Source organism: Alteromonas sp. BMJM2, assembly GCF_027257845.1.
Classification (GTDB): Bacteria; Pseudomonadota; Gammaproteobacteria; order Enterobacterales; family Alteromonadaceae; genus Alteromonas.
Map to the genome: position 1 here is coordinate 124,125 of NZ_JAPVOT010000009.1, position 18,071 is coordinate 142,195.

Genomic DNA, 18,071 nt, shown 5'->3' on the forward strand with positions numbered 1-18,071 from the left:
GTAAAGTGGCTATACTACGTGTAAGCTACTGGCTGCACAAGAATTAGTGGCAGGGGAATGTCGTGAGTAAACTTAGCCTAGATGAAAAAAAAGCCCAATTCGACGAATACTTTTCAATTGCCTCTGGCATCAACGTAAATGTTAGGCCATTAGAAGACAACGAAGTTGTTCCGGATGAATACGCTATTGAAGAAGCCATGCCTTACGCATTTCGTATTGCCAGTGAAATGGCCACTATTGAAGCGCAGGCCATAAGGCCCCTGCGTAATTTGGGCGATCACGCCGAATCGTTAGCCGACTTTCTTAACCATCAATCTAGGAAAATAGATTTGATGATGTCATTTGTGCTGCATCAGCAAGACGAAGAGGCGCAACGCTATCGCTCTGTGAAATATGGAGGCGGCGGTGTTGTAATCGAGTCAGGCTCTCCTTTAGAGGTCGGGTCTTTTGCTGAACTCAAGCTCTTTCTAGATGCCGAAGCGGCAGCCATATTCTGTTACGGTGAAGTTATTACTTGCGAGAGTGTGGAAGATAGCTACCATATAGCCTTTATTTTCAGTGCCATTCGAGAGCAAGATCAAGAATTATTGGTGCGAGCTAGCCTGCATGTTCAAACTCAGCAGCTTAGAAAACGGGCGAAAGAGAAAAAATCTGGATCCTAATTGGCACCATAAGCAGTACTCATTGCCATCTTACATTGGTATAAATTGTATTAAACAGTTATAGGACGTCATGACAGCCACCTTATTATCGCTGCCCCTTCCGGCGCAGAAGAAAGACGCATCGTCTCAGGATCATAAGCAATGGGGGCAATTACAGGGTAGCAGTACTGCGCTTTGTATAAGCCAAGCACAGGAGCAGTATAACGGCCCAATAGTGCTGATTACCGCCGATACGCCATCGGCGATGAAATTAGAGAAAGAACTCGCGTTCTTTATGGCCAATAAGCCCTCTGCGAAAGATGTTCCTATAACCCTATTTCCTGATTGGGAAACCCTGCCCTACGACTCGTTTTCGCCCCATCAAGATATAGTGTCTCAGCGTTTAGAAACATTATTTAGATTTACCCAGCAAGTTGACGGTATTTTTATTGTGCCCGTTAACACCCTAATGCAGCGTTTGGCACCCACAAATTATCTTGCCAAATATCTGTTAATGCTAAATAAAGGTGAAACCCTAGACAGAGACCAATTTAGACGCAATTTAGAACAAGCCGGCTACCTGCATGTAAGCCAAGTAATGAGCCACAGTGAATTTTCAGTGCGCGGTAGTATTATCGACCTGTTCCCAATGGGTAGCGATCAGCCTTTCAGAATAGACCTATTTGATGACGAAATAGACTCTATTCGCTTTTTCGACACCGAAACCCAGCGTTCCGGCGATGCCGTTGATAACATTCGATTGCTTCCGGCTCGTGAGTTCCCTACAGACAAAGACGCAATTACACTATTTAGGCAGCAATTTTTAGAAAAGTTTGACGCCAACAACGCCTCAGAAAGTATTTTCTCTCAAGTTAGCAAAGGCACCATGCCTAGCGGCGTAGAATATTATCTTCCGCTGTTTTTTGAAAAAACTGCCACGTTATTCGACTATCTACACCCTAAAAGCATGTTGCTGCTTCATGGCGATGTGCAAGATGCCAGTGAGTTTTTCTGGGCTGATGTACAAGAACGTTACGAACAATATCGGTATAACCTAGCTCGCCCACTGCTAGCACCTGATGATTTATTTCTACCTATTAACGAGTTGTTCGGCGAAATAAAGCAGTGGCCCCGCGCCTCCATGCGCAGTGAAGTGCTAGAAGAAAAAGCGGGCAGTACAAACTTGCTGTGCGAAAAGCTAGACGACATTGCCATAAACTCGCAGAAAAAAGTACCGGCTGAGCGCTTAATTGCCACCGTTAATGAGGCAACCAAACAAGGCGCAAAGGTGCTGTTTTGTGCCGAAACTCAAGGCCGGCGCGAAGGGCTAATGACGGTACTGGCAAAAGCAGGTATTAAACCTAAGCCCGTAGACTCATTTAACCAATTTCTTTTAAATCATGATGCTATTGGTATTACCGTTGGCTTGGTAGAACATAGCTTTCGTTGGAAAAGCAAAGAAGGCGAGCTGCTTTTCATTACTGAAACCGAGCTTTTAGGCCATAAAGTAAGTCAGCGCCGTCTTCGCGACAAGCGCACCGCCACCGACGAAAGCGCTATTATTCGCAACTTAGCCGAGCTGTCTGTTGGCCAGCCGGTGGTGCACCTCGACCACGGTGTTGGTCGTTATCTTGGTATGCAAACTCTTGATGCAGGCGGCGTTGCTACCGAATATTTATGTATTGAGTACGCCAAACAGTCGAAGCTGTACGTGCCTGTTGCCTCACTGCATTTAATTTCTCGTTACACCGGCGGTGATGCAGATAGCGCCCCTATTAACTCTCTAGGCTCAGATGCGTGGTCGAGAGCCAAGCAAAAAGCCGCTGAAAAAGTGCGCGATGTGGCCGCTGAACTGCTCGATGTGTATGCTCGCCGCGCCGCTAAACCAGGCTTTGCTTACAAAATAAACTGGGACGACTATCAAAAATTCTCCGATAGTTTTCCATTTGAAGAAACACCAGACCAAGCTCAAGCCATCGCCGCGGTAATGCACGACATGGGCAATCCATTAGCCATGGACCGTTTAGTATGCGGCGACGTGGGCTTTGGTAAAACAGAAGTGGCCATGCGTGCGGCCTTCTTGGCGGCGAACCACGGTAAACAAGTGGCGATTTTGGTACCTACAACACTGCTTGCTCAGCAGCACTATGAAAACTTTAAAGATCGCTTTGCCGACTGGGCCTTTGAAATAGAAGTTATGAGCCGCTTTGTAAGCGGTAAAGCGCAAAAAGACGTCACCCAGCGCATTGGTGAAGGCAAAGTTGATATTGTGGTGGGAACGCACAAGCTGCTATCAAGCGACATTAAGTACAAAGATTTGGGCCTAGTTATTATTGATGAAGAGCACCGTTTCGGCGTTCGTCAAAAAGAAAAGCTAAAATCGCTGCGCGCCGATGTAGATATACTCACTCTGACTGCCACGCCTATTCCGCGAACGCTAAATATGGCGCTTTCTGGCATGCGCGACTTGTCAATTATTGCGACACCGCCTGCAAGACGACTTTCCATAAAAACCTTTGTGCAGCAGCGTAATACAGCCACTATTCGCGAAGCCATTATGCGGGAAATTTTGCGTGGTGGTCAGGTTTACTTCCTTCACAATGAAGTGAATAGCATTGCCCGAACCGCCGAAGAAATTGCCGAAATAGTGCCAGAAGCTCGAATTGCTGTAGGCCACGGACAAATGCGTGAGCGCGATTTGGAAGGCGTAATGAGCGACTTCTATCATCAACGTTATAACGTACTGGTGTGTACTACCATTATCGAAACCGGTATTGATGTGCCAAGTGCTAATACTATTATTATGGATAGAGCCGATCATTTGGGCTTAGCGCAGCTGCATCAATTACGAGGCCGTGTGGGTCGTTCTCACCACCAGGCTTACGCATACTTGTTAACACCTCACCCTAAGCGTATGACCAAAGACGCCGGCAAACGCCTAGACGCCATTGCGCAGTTAGAAGACTTAGGCGCTGGTTTTGCTTTGGCGACTCACGATTTAGAAATTCGTGGTGCGGGTGAGTTGCTTGGCGACGATCAGTCTGGACAAATAGCAAGCATTGGTTTCAGCCTGTACATGGATATGCTGGATAAAGCGGTAAATGCGTTAAAAGAAGGTAGAGAGCCGTCGCTTGATGATGCGTTGTCTGGTCACACCGAAGTAGAGTTGCGAATTCCAGCATTACTGCCAGAAGATTACATTGCCGATGTCAATACTCGACTGTCGCTTTATAAGCGTCTTGCAAGCTGCATGACCCAAGACGACATTGATGAATTTCAAGTGGAATGTATCGACCGCTTTGGCCTATTACCAGAGCCTGCTAAAAACCTTGTGGATGTGGCTGAAATAAAAATAAGAGCCGCAGCCATAGGCATACTAAAAGTAGACTTGTCTGCTACAGGCGGTACCATGGAGTTTAAAGAAACCACCAAGGTTGACCCTGCCTACATAATAAAACAGGTTCAAACCAAGCCAAACACCTTTAAGTTTGAAGGTAGCCAAAAGCTTCGTTTGGTAAAGAAAACCGAGACAGCTAAAGAGCGCATTGCGTTTGTTAGCGATATCATTGCCGATTTTGCAAAGGAGTCGCGATAACATGATGTTATTTCGCAGGTGCACATTAGCTGCTGTGTTGGCCGCTTGTCTTACTAATCCGTTAACGGCCAATTCAGCGAACAGCGACGACTGGTGGTTTGATGTAGAAGTGGTTGCCTTTAAGCGCAACATAGCACTCACAGAGTTAGAAGAGCAGTTTGACCTTGCTGAATCATTTGCAATACCCGCGAGTGAAGCCGATGTGATCAGTGCGGTAATCATGCCGGATATTCGTTTTATCAAACAAAACTTAGCCACTTGCGATATCAACGGCCAGCCTGAAAAAGCAGCTTTGCCCGCTTGGCCAAAAGATCTGGGTTTACTAGTTCCTGCTTACGATACTGACTTTGTAGCGTTGAATAGTAGTAACCTACTTAGCGAGCCAAGCCAGTTTAAAGACTCAAATACGGTAGAAAGCACAGAATCACTCAAAGCCTCTGGCAATGCTGATGATTATTCCGCTGTATTAAGCAAAAATGATAAAAGCCGCGATGTTGAAAGCAGCTCTTATGAAAGCAGCTCTTATGAAAACAGTGGCTATGGAAATAGTAGCTATGGAAATAGTAGTTATGGAAATAGTAGCTACGGAAACAGCGATTTTGCGCAAAGCGGTGAGGCTAGTCAAAGCCCATCATCACCTTCTTTAGAAGCTATTGCATCCTATTGGACAAGCGTAAACTGGACTGATTTTTTTGGTGCTCATTCAGAGCCAACAGTGTCAATGCCTCAATCTACTTACTGCGAAACTCAGAAGCCTTGGCTTAGCGTAAAGCAGCAACCAGACGGATTTAAATGGCAGCGACATAGCGTTGATTACAGTATGCCAGCGCCAGACCAATTACCTGTTGAAATTGAAGGCCACGACTGGCCGCTAGCATCCACGTCTCACCTTCTGTCTAGCGATATGCAAGAGCTAACCTCTATTTCTCGGCAAATACGCTCTAACCGTCAATTAGAACGGCTGCTCCATGTTACGTGGCGTCAACCCGTAGAGTTTGGTAAAAATAAAGCCTTTAACGTGCGTCTGTTTGGCGGCACTAATTACGCGAGTCGCTTTAATCAAGCCGGCGAGCAAATAAAAGATAAACCCGCTACAGCTGACGATACGTTCATTTCTGAAAAACAAGTGAGGGTAAGTGTTCTCAATGAGGATGAACAAACTGCCGACATCCGTAGCGGCTTTTTCACGTCGTTAGAGCAGCGTTTGTCACAACCTGAACCAGTCTCATTTAAAGCCCTTCAACGCTTGGGAACAGAGGGCAATTTAAGCGACAAGACCGCAGACACGAGTAATGCATTCCGTGAGCCAATTTGGGAAATTGACGGGCGAATGAAGGTATTTTTAAAATACATCAACCGAGTGCCCTATTTGCACATCGACAGTGAAATGTTTTATCGCCATCAAGTGCCTACACAGTATTTTACCGGTATTAATGGTGCTTCAGAGCTTACCTCATCTAAAAGCGGTACATCGTTAAATGACGACGCTGACAGCAGCGTGTTAGAAACCGGTCCCCAAACAGTTGAGTATCAGCTGGTTTCTATTCCTCTTGCAGAGCAACGTCGCGTTATCAGTAACCAGCTACATTACTTCGACCATCCGCTGTACGGATTTATTGTGCAAATACGACGCTACAAACGTCCTTTACAGGCAGATACAAATAAATAGGATTGCGGTTATATGAAAATTTATACTCGTACTGGCGACAAAGGCAGTACACAAATATACGCAGACAAAGCGATCCGCGTAGATAAAGATGATTTAGTGGTACAAAGTTACGGTGATATTGACGAGCTTAACAGCCATATTGGTTTATTAGCCGCTTCTGTAGCGCGGCAACATCGCGCCCAATTGCACACTATTCAGCGCAATCTCTTTCAGGCAGGCTTTGCTATTTCAGCTAGCTCAACGTTAACCCAATCAGATATTGAAGCCCTTGAAAGCCTTATTGATGAGTTAACCAATCAAATGCCACCGAATACGTCTTTTGTATTGCCGGGCGGCAGTGAAGATGCGGCGCAAGCCCATGTGTGTCGCGCGGTGTGTAGACGTGCAGAGCGCGCGGTAATAAGCCTAGCCAAACACTACGACGTACCTGAAGTGGTGCATGCATACCTAAACCGCTTGAGTGATTTCTTATTTACCTTTGCACGCTTTCTAAATATTGAAGCCGGTGTCGACGAGGTGGCGGTTTAACAACCGCCCCACTCGCTCTCTATAAGCGTATCTGCGATTCTATAAGCGCCACGGCGCTCTGGTACTGCTCACGCAGTCCAGAGGGCAATACGCGTCCATACAGCTTCATGACGCGGTCGCGCTTTTGAATATCTTCTTGAGACTGCTGGGCAATACGCCCCTCCAATCCATCTAAAATTTGTTCAGCGCCCTCAACATTGTTACACGCCAATACCATATCGCACCCTGCGTTTAATGCCGCATCTGCCCGCTCGACATAGCCGCCGGCAACAGACGCTCCGTGCATAGATAAGTCATCAGAAAATACAGCGCCTCTAAAACCAAGGTCTGTCTTTAGTATCTGCTTAAGCCAACGGGAAGAAAAACCAGCAGGCTCTGAGCACACTTGATTATAAATAACGTGAGCAGGCATAACGCCATCTAGTAATTCGCGCTCTAGTAATCGTTCAAACACTACCATATCGGTGAGTTTTATCTCGTCAAAATCGCGCTCATCAAGGGGCAATGCAATATGTGAGTCTGGGGCAACGCTGCCGTGGCCAGGAAAATGCTTACCAATAGCAGGCATGTTTGCCCTTTTAAGCCCGTCGATAAGAGACGCGGCTAAGCGCACTACATCAGTGGCATTATCAGCAAAAGCGCGGTCGCCTATTACTTGCGACACGCCGTTTATATCTAATACAGGGGCGAAGCTAAAGTCGATATCCAGTGTTTTAAGCTCTACGGCTAACGCAAGTCCGCAAGCGTGGGCAAGAGCAGCACTTTCGCCTTCGTTTTTCGTATGGCGCAAGATATCGCCCATGGCAGGAATGGCGGTGAATCCCTCACGAAAACGCTGTACTCGCCCCCCTTCGTGGTCAACTGCGATAAGCAAAGGCTTATTCGCATACCGGCGAATATCTTTTATCAGTGCCGACAGTTGAGGCTTATCATGGTAATTACGAGAAAATAAAATAACGCCGCCCGCCACGGGGTGCGCCAGCTTCTCTTTTTCTTCAGGCGATAGCTCCTCTGCCTGACAATCGAGCATTAATGGGCCCACAGCACATCCTTATTTTCATCAGGAATAGCGCGTTCAATTAGTCTCATAAAACATCACTTCTCATTGTTGAGTTTATTGGGGTAGGATAGAGAAAAAAGCGGAGTAATTCACGTGATAAATTGGATCAAGTGGCTTGTTGTGGGTGCGGTACTATTGTTGTCGATTGCCGCAACTGCTGTATACACCACATTACATTTAAGTTTACCCAAATTAGACGGTAACAGTGCCACTTATCACGTAACCCAGCCTACCCAGCTTTCGAGAGACTCGCTAGGTCATGCCGTTATAAACGCTGATAACCTATTTGATGCTGCCTATGCATTGGGGTTTGCTCACGGTCAAGACCGCTTTTTTCAAATGGATTTGCAGCGCAGAGCAGCCTCTGGCAATTTATCAGCCTGGGTAGGCAGCGCAGCCTTAGACATAGATAAAAACGCCCGTTTCCATCAATTTGAACAACGAGCACAAACCGTTTTCGAAAACTTACCCAGTAAACAACAAGAACTGCTTATTCGCTATGCTCACGGGGTAAATGAAGCCATTGATGAGTACACTACTCTTCCTTTTGAATACATTGCAGCCGGTATGGAGATAACACAATGGCGGCCTACCGACAGTATTTTGGTTATTTACAGCATGTATTTAGATTTGCAGGACGGGCAAGTAAAGCTGGATCTTGCAAGAACCGCCCTTAAAGATACCTTTGGGGATGAAATTTATCATTTTGTTACCCAACAAAGTCCTTTTCAGGCCGCTCTCGATGGCAGCGAACTCCCTTTGTCTACGGCTCCTATTCCCGAATACCCTAGCAAGCTTAAAGCTGCGGACGAAAGTAAAAATGAAAGTGAAAATGCAGATATTCGAGCCTATATCAACGGTAATAATAAAGCCCTGTCAGGTGACATTTATGATTATTCAGGCGGCGATATTGATAGCAACCGCGCTCGCTATAACCGCGCTCGTTTTAGCTATAGTGGCACTGAACTTCCCGACATAGGCAGCAATAACTATGCGGTGTCGGGCGCAGTTACGCCAACCGGAGCAGGACTGCTGGCAAACGATATGCACCTAAGCCTTCGTGTTCCCGTTATTTGGTATCGCACTCAGCTAAATTACAGTGAAGCTGGGCAAGATATTTCGATTACGGGCGTATCGCTACCAGGTATACCCGGTATTGTTGTGGGCACTAACGGCAATATTGCCTGGGGTTTTACCAATGCTAATTTAGACAACGTAGATTGGGTGGCGCTTAATAGCGATACAGAAACCACTACAGTGACAGAAACCATTCCCCTTCCCTCTGGCAGCTATGAATACACCATGGAAGTTAGTGAATTTGGCCCGGTAAAAACACTTAACGGTAAACGCTACGCCCTTAATTGGGTAGCCCATCATGCGTTTGCTGCCAACTTAGCTATTACCGAATTTGGTAACGCTAAATCTGTGGATGAGGCAATAGACATTGGGAAGCAAATTGCTAATCCAACGCAAAACTTGGTGATGGTTGATAGTGAAGGTAATACGGCATGGATGCCTGGCGGCGCTTTACTACACAGAGAAAAAGCGTCTTATATCGCAATATCTGAACAAGAAATGCGGAATAATCCCCCGCGCCCGGCAACCATGCTGCCTATGGTAAAAAACCCTGTATCTAATAGACTATGGACAGCCAACGCTCGGGTTATTGCAGCGAAAGACTTATCTCGACTAGGCGATGGTGGATACGCACTTGGAGCAAGAGGTAGACAAATAAGAGACCGACTGTTTGAAAAAGACACCTTCACCGAAACTGATTTTTACGCCATCCAGTTAGACAACCATGCTCAGTTCCTTATTCCGTGGCATAATTTACTCAGTGGCCTTTTAACTATGCAAAATGTAGAGTTTAAGCCCGATCTAGCCTATTTAAACACATGGGAAAGTTGTGCTTGCGACGACTCTGTGGGTTACACCTTAGTAAAGCACTTTCGCCGTGAAGTAGTACAAACACTGTTTGGTGGTATTTTATCCTCACTCGATGAGCAAGGCGTTCAAAGCCGAACGCTTTTGCGTGGCATCGAGCCTGCCACGTGGCAGCTAATACAAAGTCAGCCAAACAGCTGGCTTCCCGAGGGAACTGATACTTTCGATGAGTTGTTGGTAGATGCCTACAGGCGAGCCAAGCATAAGCTTCTCAATAAATACTCTCCTCTTGAGGCAAATATGGACATGCTTAACTGGGGAAGTGTAAACGCGCTAACAGTTAAACACCCCTTCTCGGCACAAATACCGTTAATAGATGATAAGTTAAATATGGCCCCTGTTTCAGGTTTTGGTGATACCTACATGCCCGCGGTACAGTCTTCTGGCTTTGGTGCTTCAGAGCGTTTCTTTGTAAGCCCAGGGCATTTAGACAATGCTATTCTTACTCTGCCTGGCGGGCAGTCTGGCCATCCTCTGTCAGAATTTTTTACAGCAGGTTTTGATGACTATGCCACTCAGGCGGCGACGCCTCTTTTGCCTGGCGATATTATTTATTCACGCACATTTTATCAGAAAGAAGAAGAATGACACCTGCCATTACGCTGCTATCCAAAAAGCGTATTAAGCACAGCGTGCTAAAATACGAACACGACTCAAACGCCTCATCTTATGGATTAGAAGCCGTTGAGAAATTAGGCGTGGCTGCTGAAAGCGTGTTTAAAACTCTGGTAGTGAGGTATGAGAATAAGGAAAATAAGGAGCATAAGGAACTGGCAGTAGCCGTTGTACCCGTTACGACTAAGCTGAGCGAAAAGAAAATGGCAAAAGTGCTAGGAACAAAGAAAGTAACCATGGCCAGTGCCGACGAAGTAGTCGCATCAACAGGGTATGTGCTTGGTGGGGTAAGCCCGCTAGGACAGAAAAAGCGACTTGTTACGGTTATTCACGAAAGTGCGCTACAACTCGAGCTCATTCATGTGAGTGCAGGTAAACGTGGTTTAGAGGTTGCGTTAAGTGCCACCGACCTCGGTGCACTCACTAATGCAAAATTTGCCAATCTATCTGTATGAGCTATATATATGAGCTTTCGGTATGAGCGCTCGACGTGAGCTATTCATATGAGTACTCGGTATGAGCGCTCGACGTGAGCTATTCATATGAGTACTCGGTATACACTATCGATGTGAGTGCTTAAGAGCCTGTTTTACCTAGCTCTTACTACCGAGAGTTTACAGGCACCGCATTGGCTTGTTGAAGCCATTGCTCTCTCGCCTCATTACGTACTGCATCACTGGGAGCGTCATTACCCGCAATGGTCACGGCGATTTGCTGAATAATAGCATCTCGCTTTTCAAGCAATGCATCAGCACGGGCAAACAAGTCCTGTGCTTCCGGGTATCTAGCCTTAAGACCTTCTATGCTTTCTAATGCATAGTAATGAGTTTCAAATTCTTCGTTAAAAAGCTGGCGCTTCGCGTTAAACACTACATAGTCTCTCGCAGCGCGAGAGCGCAAGTATTCAAGGTCGTCAGCCGCTAAGTTTGCCGCTTCACCAACCTTTGAAGCTTGCTGAAGCCAGTATTGAATTTCTTCATCGTTGTTTTGATTGACCGCCTGCTTTACGCCTTCTTGCAAGTCGCTTGCATGCAGTATTTCCATTACCGTAATTACGGGTACACTAGCCGCATCCTGATCGCGATTATCAGCGTCTACCGATAAAAACACAAACCACGCCGCTATGACGAGCAATACAATAGAAAGAACGACAAGTGCTTTTTTCACACTATCCTCCGAAGATTTAACATAAGAAATTCAGTGCGGGCGCACTGTAAAAAGAAGAAACACAAAAGAGCGAGGGTTTCCCCCGCTCTTCTCATGTTTTTACAACGTTATAATTGCAGCAGAGTGCAAATTACTCGTCGATAGGTGCTGAGTTTTCAACTCGGCTTTTGAGTTTTTGACCAGGGCGAAATGTTACCACCCTACGCGCTTTAATAGGAATATCTTCACCCGTCTTAGGGTTACGTCCAGGACGTTCGTTCTTATCTCGCAGGTCGAAATTGCCAAAACCTGACAGTTTTACTTGCTCACCAGATTCCAGAGCGCCTTTAATTTCTTCGAAAAAAAGCTCTACCAGATCTTTAGCATCACGCTTGTTAATGCCTAGTTTCTCGAATAGGTGTTCAGCCATCTCGGCTTTGGTCAATGCCATAGTTTACTCTCTTAACGCGGCTCCAAACTCAGATTCCAAACCTTTAACTACAGTATCGACAGCATGCTGAATTTCAGCTTCTTCTAAGGTTTTTTCTGGATCTTGTAAATGAAGTGACAATGCAAGGCTCTTGTAACCAGGTTCAATTCCCTTGCCTTTGTATTCATCAAACAAGTTTAGAGCAACTAGTTGATTTACGCCAATTTTTTCTATGTAAGAAAGAACATTTCCTACACGCACTTCATCTTTCACTGTAATAGCTATATCACGACGATTAGATGGAAAACGCGATATAGGTGCAGCAGACGGTAATTTACGTTCACTAATAGCGTCTACCGCTAATTCAAACACAAATACACGACCGTTTACGCCCAGCAATTTAGTAAATTGTGGGTGAACAGCACCAATATAGCCAACTTCTTCATCGTTAAGCAAAATTTTTGCAGTCATACCAGGATGCAACGCGCTGTGTTCGCCAGTAACAAATTGAAACTCACCGTGCTTACCGGTAAGTGCCAATAACGCTTCCACATCTGCTTTTGCATCAAAGAAATCGACTGGGCTATCGCCTAAGTCCCAATGTTCTTCGTTACGACGCCCTGCTACTACACCACCAATTACCTGCTGTTGCAATACACCATTTGGTGCATCTTGTTGAGGTATAAAGCGTAATCCGGTTTCAAACAGTCGAATTCGCTGTTGTTGACGCTTCTGATTGTATGCTGAAGCGCCTAACAAACCTGGCCATAAACTTACGCGCATTACCGACATATCAGATGATATTGGGTGTGGTAACACCATGCCTTTTACATCAGGGAACAATGCGTTTTGTACTTTAGGGTCGACAAACGAATACGTAATAGCTTCGTTATAGCCTCTGCTTAATAACAACGACTTCATTGTACCTAGCGGCAACTGCGCTTCTTGGGAAGGCAACATGGCAAGCGTTGCGGCAGGCGCAACATTAGGAATGTTGTTGTAGCCGTAAACGCGGGCAATCTCTTCAATCAAATCTTCTTCAATTGAAATATCAAAACGATAGCTAGGTGCAACGGCTTTCCAACCCTCGATGGTAGCGGTAACGTCTAAGCCTAAACGAGAAAGCATCTCGCTTACCTTTGCGTCATCAATACTAATACCGAGCACGCGAGTTAAGCGGTCGCGACGAAGTGTAACCGTGGCTTGTTTAGGCAGTTTATCTTCTGAAACCGCTTCAACAACTGGGCCCGCTTCACCACCACAAATTTCAAGAACAAGCGCGGTAGCGCGTTCCATGGCTTTGCGCTGTAGCTGTGGATCCACGCCACGCTCGTAACGATGCGATGCATCGGTGTGCAAACCGTACTGACGGGCACGGCCCATAATCACATCACGACTAAAAAACGCGCTTTCAAGCAAAATGTCTTTAGTTTCAGTGGTAACACCTGAATGCAAGCCACCGAAAATACCGGCCATGGCTAACGCTTTGTTATCGTCGGCAATTACCAGCGTGTTTTCTTTAAGTGTTGCTTCTGTTTCGTCAAGCAGAGTAAGCTTTTCGCCCTCTTTTGCCATGCGAACATTTACGTTGCCTTCAATACTTGCAAGGTTGAATGCGTGCATAGGTTGACCAAGTTCAAGCAACACAAAGTTAGTCACATCAACAATGGGGTCGATACTTCTAATACCGCAGCGGCGTAGCTTTTCAACCAGCCACAGTGGTGAAGCTGCAGATACATCAACGCCTTTAACAACGCGGCCTAAATAACGTGGGCATGCATCGTCTGCGCTAAGAGTAATAGCAAGCTTATCATCAATAGATGGTGCAACGTCTTCAACTAACGGTTCGCAAACGTCTAAGTTATTTAGCACGCCTACTTCACGGGCAATACCGCGAATACCTAAGCAGTCGGCGCGGTTAGGCGTTAAATCCACTTCAATAGCGTTATCATCAAGCCCAAGATATTCACGAATATCTGTGCCCACTGGCGCCTCTGCCGAAAGCTCGATAATACCGTCGTGATCGTCGCTTATGCCTAGCTCAGAAAAACTGCACAGCATACCGAAAGACGGCTCGCCGCGAAGCTTGGCTTTTTTAATTTTAAAGTTACCAGGCAATACCGCGCCCACACAGGCTACCGCGACTTTTATGCCTTGGCGACAATTAGGTGCGCCACAAACGATATCGAGCAGCTCATCGCCACCTACATTAATTTTGGTAACGCGAAGCTTATCGGCATTAGGGTGCTGACCGCACTCTACCACTTCACCCACTAAAACGCCGGTGAACTCGCCTGCCACAGGCTCTACGCCGTCTACTTCTAGGCCAGCCATGCTCAACTGTTCAGACAGCTCATGTGCCGACAGCGACGGGTTAACCCACTCTCTTAACCATTTTTCACTGAATTTCATGTGTACTCTCTGCCTTAATTGAACTGCTTGAGGAAACGAAGATCGTTTTCAAAGAACGCGCGTAAGTCGTTAACGCCATAACGCAGCATAGTTAAACGCTCTACGCCCATACCAAAGGCAAAACCAGTGTATTCTTCTGGGTCTATTCCAACAGACTTAAGTACATTAGGGTGCACCATGCCGCAGCCAAGCACTTCTAGCCACTGGCCGTTTTTACCCATTACGTCTACTTCAGCAGAAGGCTCTGTAAACGGGAAGTAAGACGGACGGAAACGCACTTCTAAAGACTCTTCAAAGAAATGATGTAAGAAGTCGTGCAAAATACCTTTAAGCTCGGTAAAGCTTACGTTTTTATCTACCATCAAGCCTTCCACTTGGTGGAACATTGGCGTGTGTGTTTGATCGTAATCGTTACGATACACGCGGCCTGGCGAGATAATACGTAGCGGCGGCTTTTCAGCTTCCATCGTACGAATTTGAACGCCAGAAGTTTGCGTACGAAGCATCATGTCTGGGTTGAAGTAAAACGTATCGTGGTCGGCGCGCGCAGGGTGATTGGCCGGAATATTTAACGCATCGAAATTGTGGAAACCATCTTCAATTTCAGGGCCTGTTTTTACCGAAAAGCCTAACTCTCCAAAAAACGACTCTATGCGTGCAATGGTGCGGCTAACCGGGTGCAAATTACCCGGTTTTTCAGTACGCCCAGGTAGCGTTACGTCTACCGCTTCTTCGCTAAGCTTTTTATTAAGCTCTTTAGTGCGTAAATGTTCGCCTTTGGCAGAAATAGCCTGCTGAATAACCTGTTTCGCTTGGTTAATTTTTTGGCCAGCGGCAGGACGTTCTTCGTTAGATAACTTTCCTAAGCCTTTCAGTAAGTCGGTAAGTTTACCTTTCTTACCCATAAATTCGACCCTAACTTGGTCTAATGTGGCTGCATCTTCGGCAGCGTCAATCTGGCTCTGCGCCTGATTGATAATCGCGTCAAGCTCCATGGTTTCCTCAATGTGCATGATGACTGCATGGCCCTCGCATAATTAGAATAAATCTGCGCGCAAAGGCTTGCTTGAAATAAAAACGATAGTTTACACGAGTGACAGACATTACCGCTACCCTATATAGCTGATATTGGCAGATTTTTAGTAGGCAACCCATGATATCAATAGATGATTATACTTATCGACTATAATTCTGATACTGGATTATCTGATTAATGTAGTAACATCCTCTGCATATCAAGGTGCTTTGTTTATCGTAAATACAACTACTGGGGTTCAGCCCTAAGTTACGTACCTAAAAATTAAGTAAATAAATTGAGGCGTTACAGGCTAAAACTTGAAAGCTTAGTGATGAAAATAGGGGCTACGTCTAATTTTTATGAATAAAAAAATTATATTTCTAATAAACTCAATAAAATATGGCGGCGCGGAACGCGCTTTAGCCAGTATTCTTAGTAAGCCTGAATTGTATGACGGATTAGATGTTTCAATAGTGCTGCTTGACGACGAACCGCTCGAACGTGAGATGCCAAAAAACATTAACTTAATTAAGCTAAATAGCAAAGGTTCTATGTTAAATAGTGTAGTTAACCTGCATTCATATTTAAGGCAAGTTTCACCTGATTTAGTAGTAAGCTTTTTGGTTAGGTCGAACGTTTCAAACGCTTTTTTAAGGCTATTTAATCAGGTCCCAAAGTCAATACTTTGCGAGCGAATGCACTTGAGTAGCCATTTGGATAATCAGTTTTCGGGTATTAAACGAAAACTTTCTTCACTTTTACCAAGATTATTATACCGTTATGCCGACGCTGTAGTAGGTGTATCGACAGGCGTAACAAATGACCTTGTATTGAATTTTTCACTTCCTCTCGCCAAAGCTTTTACAATTTATAACCCCTACAACACACAAGAAATTGCAGAAAAAGCTGAACTATCTTTGGAAATAAACACACCTGATGAATATATCGTTAGTACGGGGCGCTTAACACCTGCAAAAAATTTTAAACACCTCATTGATTCCTATCTATCTTCCAAAGAACCTAGCCCACTTTGCATACTTGGAGAAGGAGAGCAAAAGGAAGAATTATTAGATTATATTTCGCAACGAAATGCGGCAGATAAAGTGTTGCTTTTGGGGTATGCAAAAAACCCTTTTCCAATTCTCGCCAAAGCTAAATACTATATATCAGCCTCGACTAACGAAGGCTTCCCAAATGCGCTCGTTGAAGCAATGGCAGTCGGGTTGCCTGTCATTATGACGAACTGCCCTTCTGGTCCTGCCGAGATATTGGAAGAAGATGAAACGTTTGATAGTAAAAAGCTCCATTTAGCTAAACACGGAATTCTAGTGCCGTTAGGCGATGAACATCAACTTACTGAAGCAATAAACCAATATCAGAATAGTCAGCTTAGGTGCCATTACAGCGAGAAGAGCATTGAACGGGTTGGCGATTTTCATATCGATAAAATTGCTACAGATTATTGGCAGTTTTTAAAATCAGTCCTTAACAATTGAAATAAATATATACATTCGTTTGCTAATCGCACCTCAATATTACTAAGAACATTGTAATTGTATGAGTAGCGCGAAGAACGTCGTATCCATACCGCTTAGATAGTATGAAGTGTGGCGGAGATTTCTGTAAGTAGGCTATTTTTTATTGAGAATTTATATTTTTTTGCCGTATAAATTAAGAAATTAAAGAACTAAACAAAGTTTCATGCTCTTTCGCGTTTTTCTCCCAAGTATTATTAGATTGAAGTAATTCAGCTGACTTGCTTCTGTAAATCGAATAATCTTCAGCTCTAAGCTTTTCTGTAAGCGCCGACACATCGCCCTTTTTCACATAGCTTTCCTCATTGAGTTTAAATTCGCGATGAGCTGGTATATCACTAGCTATTATAGGTGTTTTTGCTGACAGCGCTTCTGCTACTACTAAACAATATCCCTCCATAAATGAGGGGTTAACTAGAAGTGCTGCGTTCTGGTAGATAACTGCTAAGTCTGCCCCAGTGTGTGCACCAGCAAAGATAATTTTGTCACTTCGATACTCGGTAATTTTCGTTACAAAGTCGTTAGTAATATAATTATCGCCAACTATTACCAGCTTAAACTCCGTCGACTCCAAGCCTAAGTAAGCGTCAATAAGGTTATCAAACCCTTTAGTGGCATCTAACCTTCCTACAGCCAGTATATATTTTTTAGGCGCTACCCCTATTTCTTTTAAAAACGCTTCTTGATCGATTTGAATAGGCTCCTCATTAAGAGAGCCTGCATTACGAATAACTACACGTTTTTGCATAGAAAACGGAAAGCGAGAATCTAACTCTTCTTTCACGGATGAACTAACGCAAATAACTCTTGAAGCAAATAGAACAGTAAACAGCTCCCCCATCTTCAAGATTAACTTTGCGTACCACTTCCATTTTGGTCTTTTGTAATCGGGGGAATGGTGTGTAACAACCGTTTTAAACCCTAGCAGTCGAGAAAGTAGACTAAAGAAGCCTGGTCCTATTCCATGAAGATGCATAATTTTCGGATGAATGAAGATACGGGCATAACACAAGGCGACAAACGTGTGAAAAAATGTCTCAAACCCAGAAATTTTAAGCGCTTTGATTACTTTAACATCAACGTTTTCGTACTGATAACTATCTTGATTGTTGTAGGGCAGTCTGGCAATAAGCGTTATTTTATAAGACGGATTATCCCTAATCATTAATGGGTAGAGCTTTTGACAAATTGTTTCGACCCCTCCCACAAAACCGGGTATCCCTCTGGTGCCGATTACACATACATGCGTCATTTATTCATCCCTTGCTTACTCATAGAACTTTATCTTGTTAGAAATCATCAGAAAGAGAAGATTAACGCTAGAAATTCAGCTTACTTCATCTATTTATGACTCTTTTAGTTTATAACGATTTAAAAAGTAGTAATACGATCAAAGTACTTTGAATAACTATTATTTTTGAAAAACCCTGCAGTTATTAAACTTTTGTATTAATTGTGTGCAATGTGTAACACTTTAA

At 44.7% G+C, this 18,071-nt stretch carries 13 protein-coding genes; 7 read left to right on the forward strand and 6 right to left on the reverse strand.

Annotated elements, in window-relative coordinates:
- Positions 1-62 precede the first annotated feature (62 nt).
- The 4 genes from O9X84_RS11740 (at position 63) to O9X84_RS11755 (ending at position 6,433) form a co-directional block, all read left to right on the forward strand.
- A complete protein-coding gene (locus O9X84_RS11740) occupies positions 63-662 on the forward strand; it encodes a PilZ domain-containing protein (protein WP_269519960.1) in 600 nt (199 codons plus the stop codon).
- A 70-nt stretch (positions 663-732) separates the two neighbouring features.
- Positions 733-4,236 carry a transcription-repair coupling factor gene (mfd, locus tag O9X84_RS11745; protein WP_269519962.1) on the forward strand — a complete coding sequence of 1,168 codons (3,504 nt, stop codon included), beginning with the start codon at positions 733-735 and terminating at the stop codon, positions 4,234-4,236.
- Between the two features lies 1 nt (position 4,237).
- Positions 4,238-5,905, forward strand: a complete 1,668-nt coding sequence (locus O9X84_RS11750; protein WP_269519963.1) for a CsiV family protein — start codon at positions 4,238-4,240, stop codon at positions 5,903-5,905.
- A 12-nt stretch (positions 5,906-5,917) separates the two neighbouring features.
- Entirely contained in the window at positions 5,918-6,433 is a 516-nt protein-coding gene (locus O9X84_RS11755) for a cob(I)yrinic acid a,c-diamide adenosyltransferase (RefSeq protein ID WP_269519964.1), read from the forward strand.
- A 19-nt stretch (positions 6,434-6,452) separates the two neighbouring features.
- On the opposite strand, the gene nagZ is transcribed toward O9X84_RS11755, so the two are convergent.
- Positions 6,453-7,463 (reverse strand): beta-N-acetylhexosaminidase, encoded by a 1,011-nt coding sequence (gene nagZ / locus O9X84_RS11760; RefSeq protein ID WP_332108328.1) that lies wholly within the window; start codon positions 7,461-7,463, stop codon positions 6,453-6,455.
- 123 nt (positions 7,464-7,586) lie between these two features.
- Here nagZ and O9X84_RS11765 point away from each other — a divergent pair, with 123 nt between their 5' ends.
- Positions 7,587-10,025 carry a penicillin acylase family protein gene (locus tag O9X84_RS11765; protein ID WP_269519967.1) on the forward strand — a complete coding sequence of 813 codons (2,439 nt, stop codon included), beginning with the start codon at positions 7,587-7,589 and terminating at the stop codon, positions 10,023-10,025.
- Positions 10,022-10,507, forward strand: coding sequence for a Cys-tRNA(Pro) deacylase (gene ybaK, locus O9X84_RS11770; protein WP_269519968.1), 486 nt, complete (start codon positions 10,022-10,024; stop codon positions 10,505-10,507). The genes O9X84_RS11765 and ybaK overlap by 4 nt, the downstream gene beginning before the upstream one ends.
- A gap of 148 nt (positions 10,508-10,655) precedes the next feature.
- Here ybaK and O9X84_RS11775 read toward each other — a convergent pair whose 3' ends face one another.
- The 4 genes from O9X84_RS11775 to pheS all read right to left on the reverse strand — a co-directional run bounded on the left by O9X84_RS11775 (position 10,656) and on the right by pheS (position 15,035).
- Positions 10,656-11,219: a hypothetical protein gene (locus tag O9X84_RS11775; RefSeq protein WP_269519969.1), complete on the reverse strand. Its 564-nt coding sequence runs from the start codon at positions 11,217-11,219 to the stop codon at positions 10,656-10,658.
- Between the two features lie 130 nt (positions 11,220-11,349).
- Positions 11,350-11,649 carry an integration host factor subunit alpha gene (ihfA, locus tag O9X84_RS11780; RefSeq protein WP_269519970.1) on the reverse strand — a complete coding sequence of 100 codons (300 nt, stop codon included), beginning with the start codon at positions 11,647-11,649 and terminating at the stop codon, positions 11,350-11,352.
- A 3-nt stretch (positions 11,650-11,652) separates the two neighbouring features.
- A complete protein-coding gene (pheT, locus tag O9X84_RS11785; protein WP_269519971.1) occupies positions 11,653-14,040 on the reverse strand; it encodes a phenylalanine--tRNA ligase subunit beta in 2,388 nt (795 codons plus the stop codon).
- Between the two features lie 14 nt (positions 14,041-14,054).
- Positions 14,055-15,035 carry a phenylalanine--tRNA ligase subunit alpha gene (gene pheS / locus O9X84_RS11790; protein WP_269520008.1) on the reverse strand — a complete coding sequence of 327 codons (981 nt, stop codon included), beginning with the start codon at positions 15,033-15,035 and terminating at the stop codon, positions 14,055-14,057.
- A gap of 382 nt (positions 15,036-15,417) precedes the next feature.
- On the opposite strand from pheS, the gene O9X84_RS11795 reads away from it, so the two are divergent.
- Positions 15,418-16,554 (forward strand): glycosyltransferase, encoded by a 1,137-nt coding sequence (locus O9X84_RS11795; protein WP_269519972.1) that lies wholly within the window; start codon positions 15,418-15,420, stop codon positions 16,552-16,554.
- 175 nt (positions 16,555-16,729) lie between these two features.
- On the opposite strand, the gene O9X84_RS11800 is transcribed toward O9X84_RS11795, so the two are convergent.
- Positions 16,730-17,845 (reverse strand): glycosyltransferase family 4 protein, encoded by a 1,116-nt coding sequence (locus O9X84_RS11800; RefSeq protein ID WP_269519973.1) that lies wholly within the window; start codon positions 17,843-17,845, stop codon positions 16,730-16,732.
- Positions 17,846-18,071 lie beyond the last annotated feature (226 nt).

Bases quoted from the DNA above. Each gene is read 5' to 3' on its own strand.
- nagZ (WP_332108328.1), bottom strand. From the start codon at position 7,463: ATGCTCGATTGTCAGGCAGAGGAGCTATCGCCTGAAGAAAAAGAGAAG.
- pheS (WP_269520008.1), bottom strand. From the start codon at position 15,035: ATGGAGCTTGACGCGATTATCAATCAGGCGCAGAGCCAGATTGACGCT.
- O9X84_RS11795 (WP_269519972.1), top strand. From the start codon at position 15,418: ATGAATAAAAAAATTATATTTCTAATAAACTCAATAAAATATGGCGGC.
- ybaK (WP_269519968.1), top strand. From the start codon at position 10,022: ATGACACCTGCCATTACGCTGCTATCCAAAAAGCGTATTAAGCACAGC.
- pheT (WP_269519971.1), bottom strand. From the start codon at position 14,040: ATGAAATTCAGTGAAAAATGGTTAAGAGAGTGGGTTAACCCGTCGCTG.
- O9X84_RS11755 (WP_269519964.1), top strand. From the start codon at position 5,918: ATGAAAATTTATACTCGTACTGGCGACAAAGGCAGTACACAAATATAC.
- O9X84_RS11750 (WP_269519963.1), top strand. From the start codon at position 4,238: ATGATGTTATTTCGCAGGTGCACATTAGCTGCTGTGTTGGCCGCTTGT.
- mfd (WP_269519962.1), top strand. From the start codon at position 733: ATGACAGCCACCTTATTATCGCTGCCCCTTCCGGCGCAGAAGAAAGAC.
- O9X84_RS11800 (WP_269519973.1), bottom strand. From the start codon at position 17,845: ATGACGCATGTATGTGTAATCGGCACCAGAGGGATACCCGGTTTTGTG.
- ihfA (WP_269519970.1), bottom strand. From the start codon at position 11,649: ATGGCATTGACCAAAGCCGAGATGGCTGAACACCTATTCGAGAAACTA.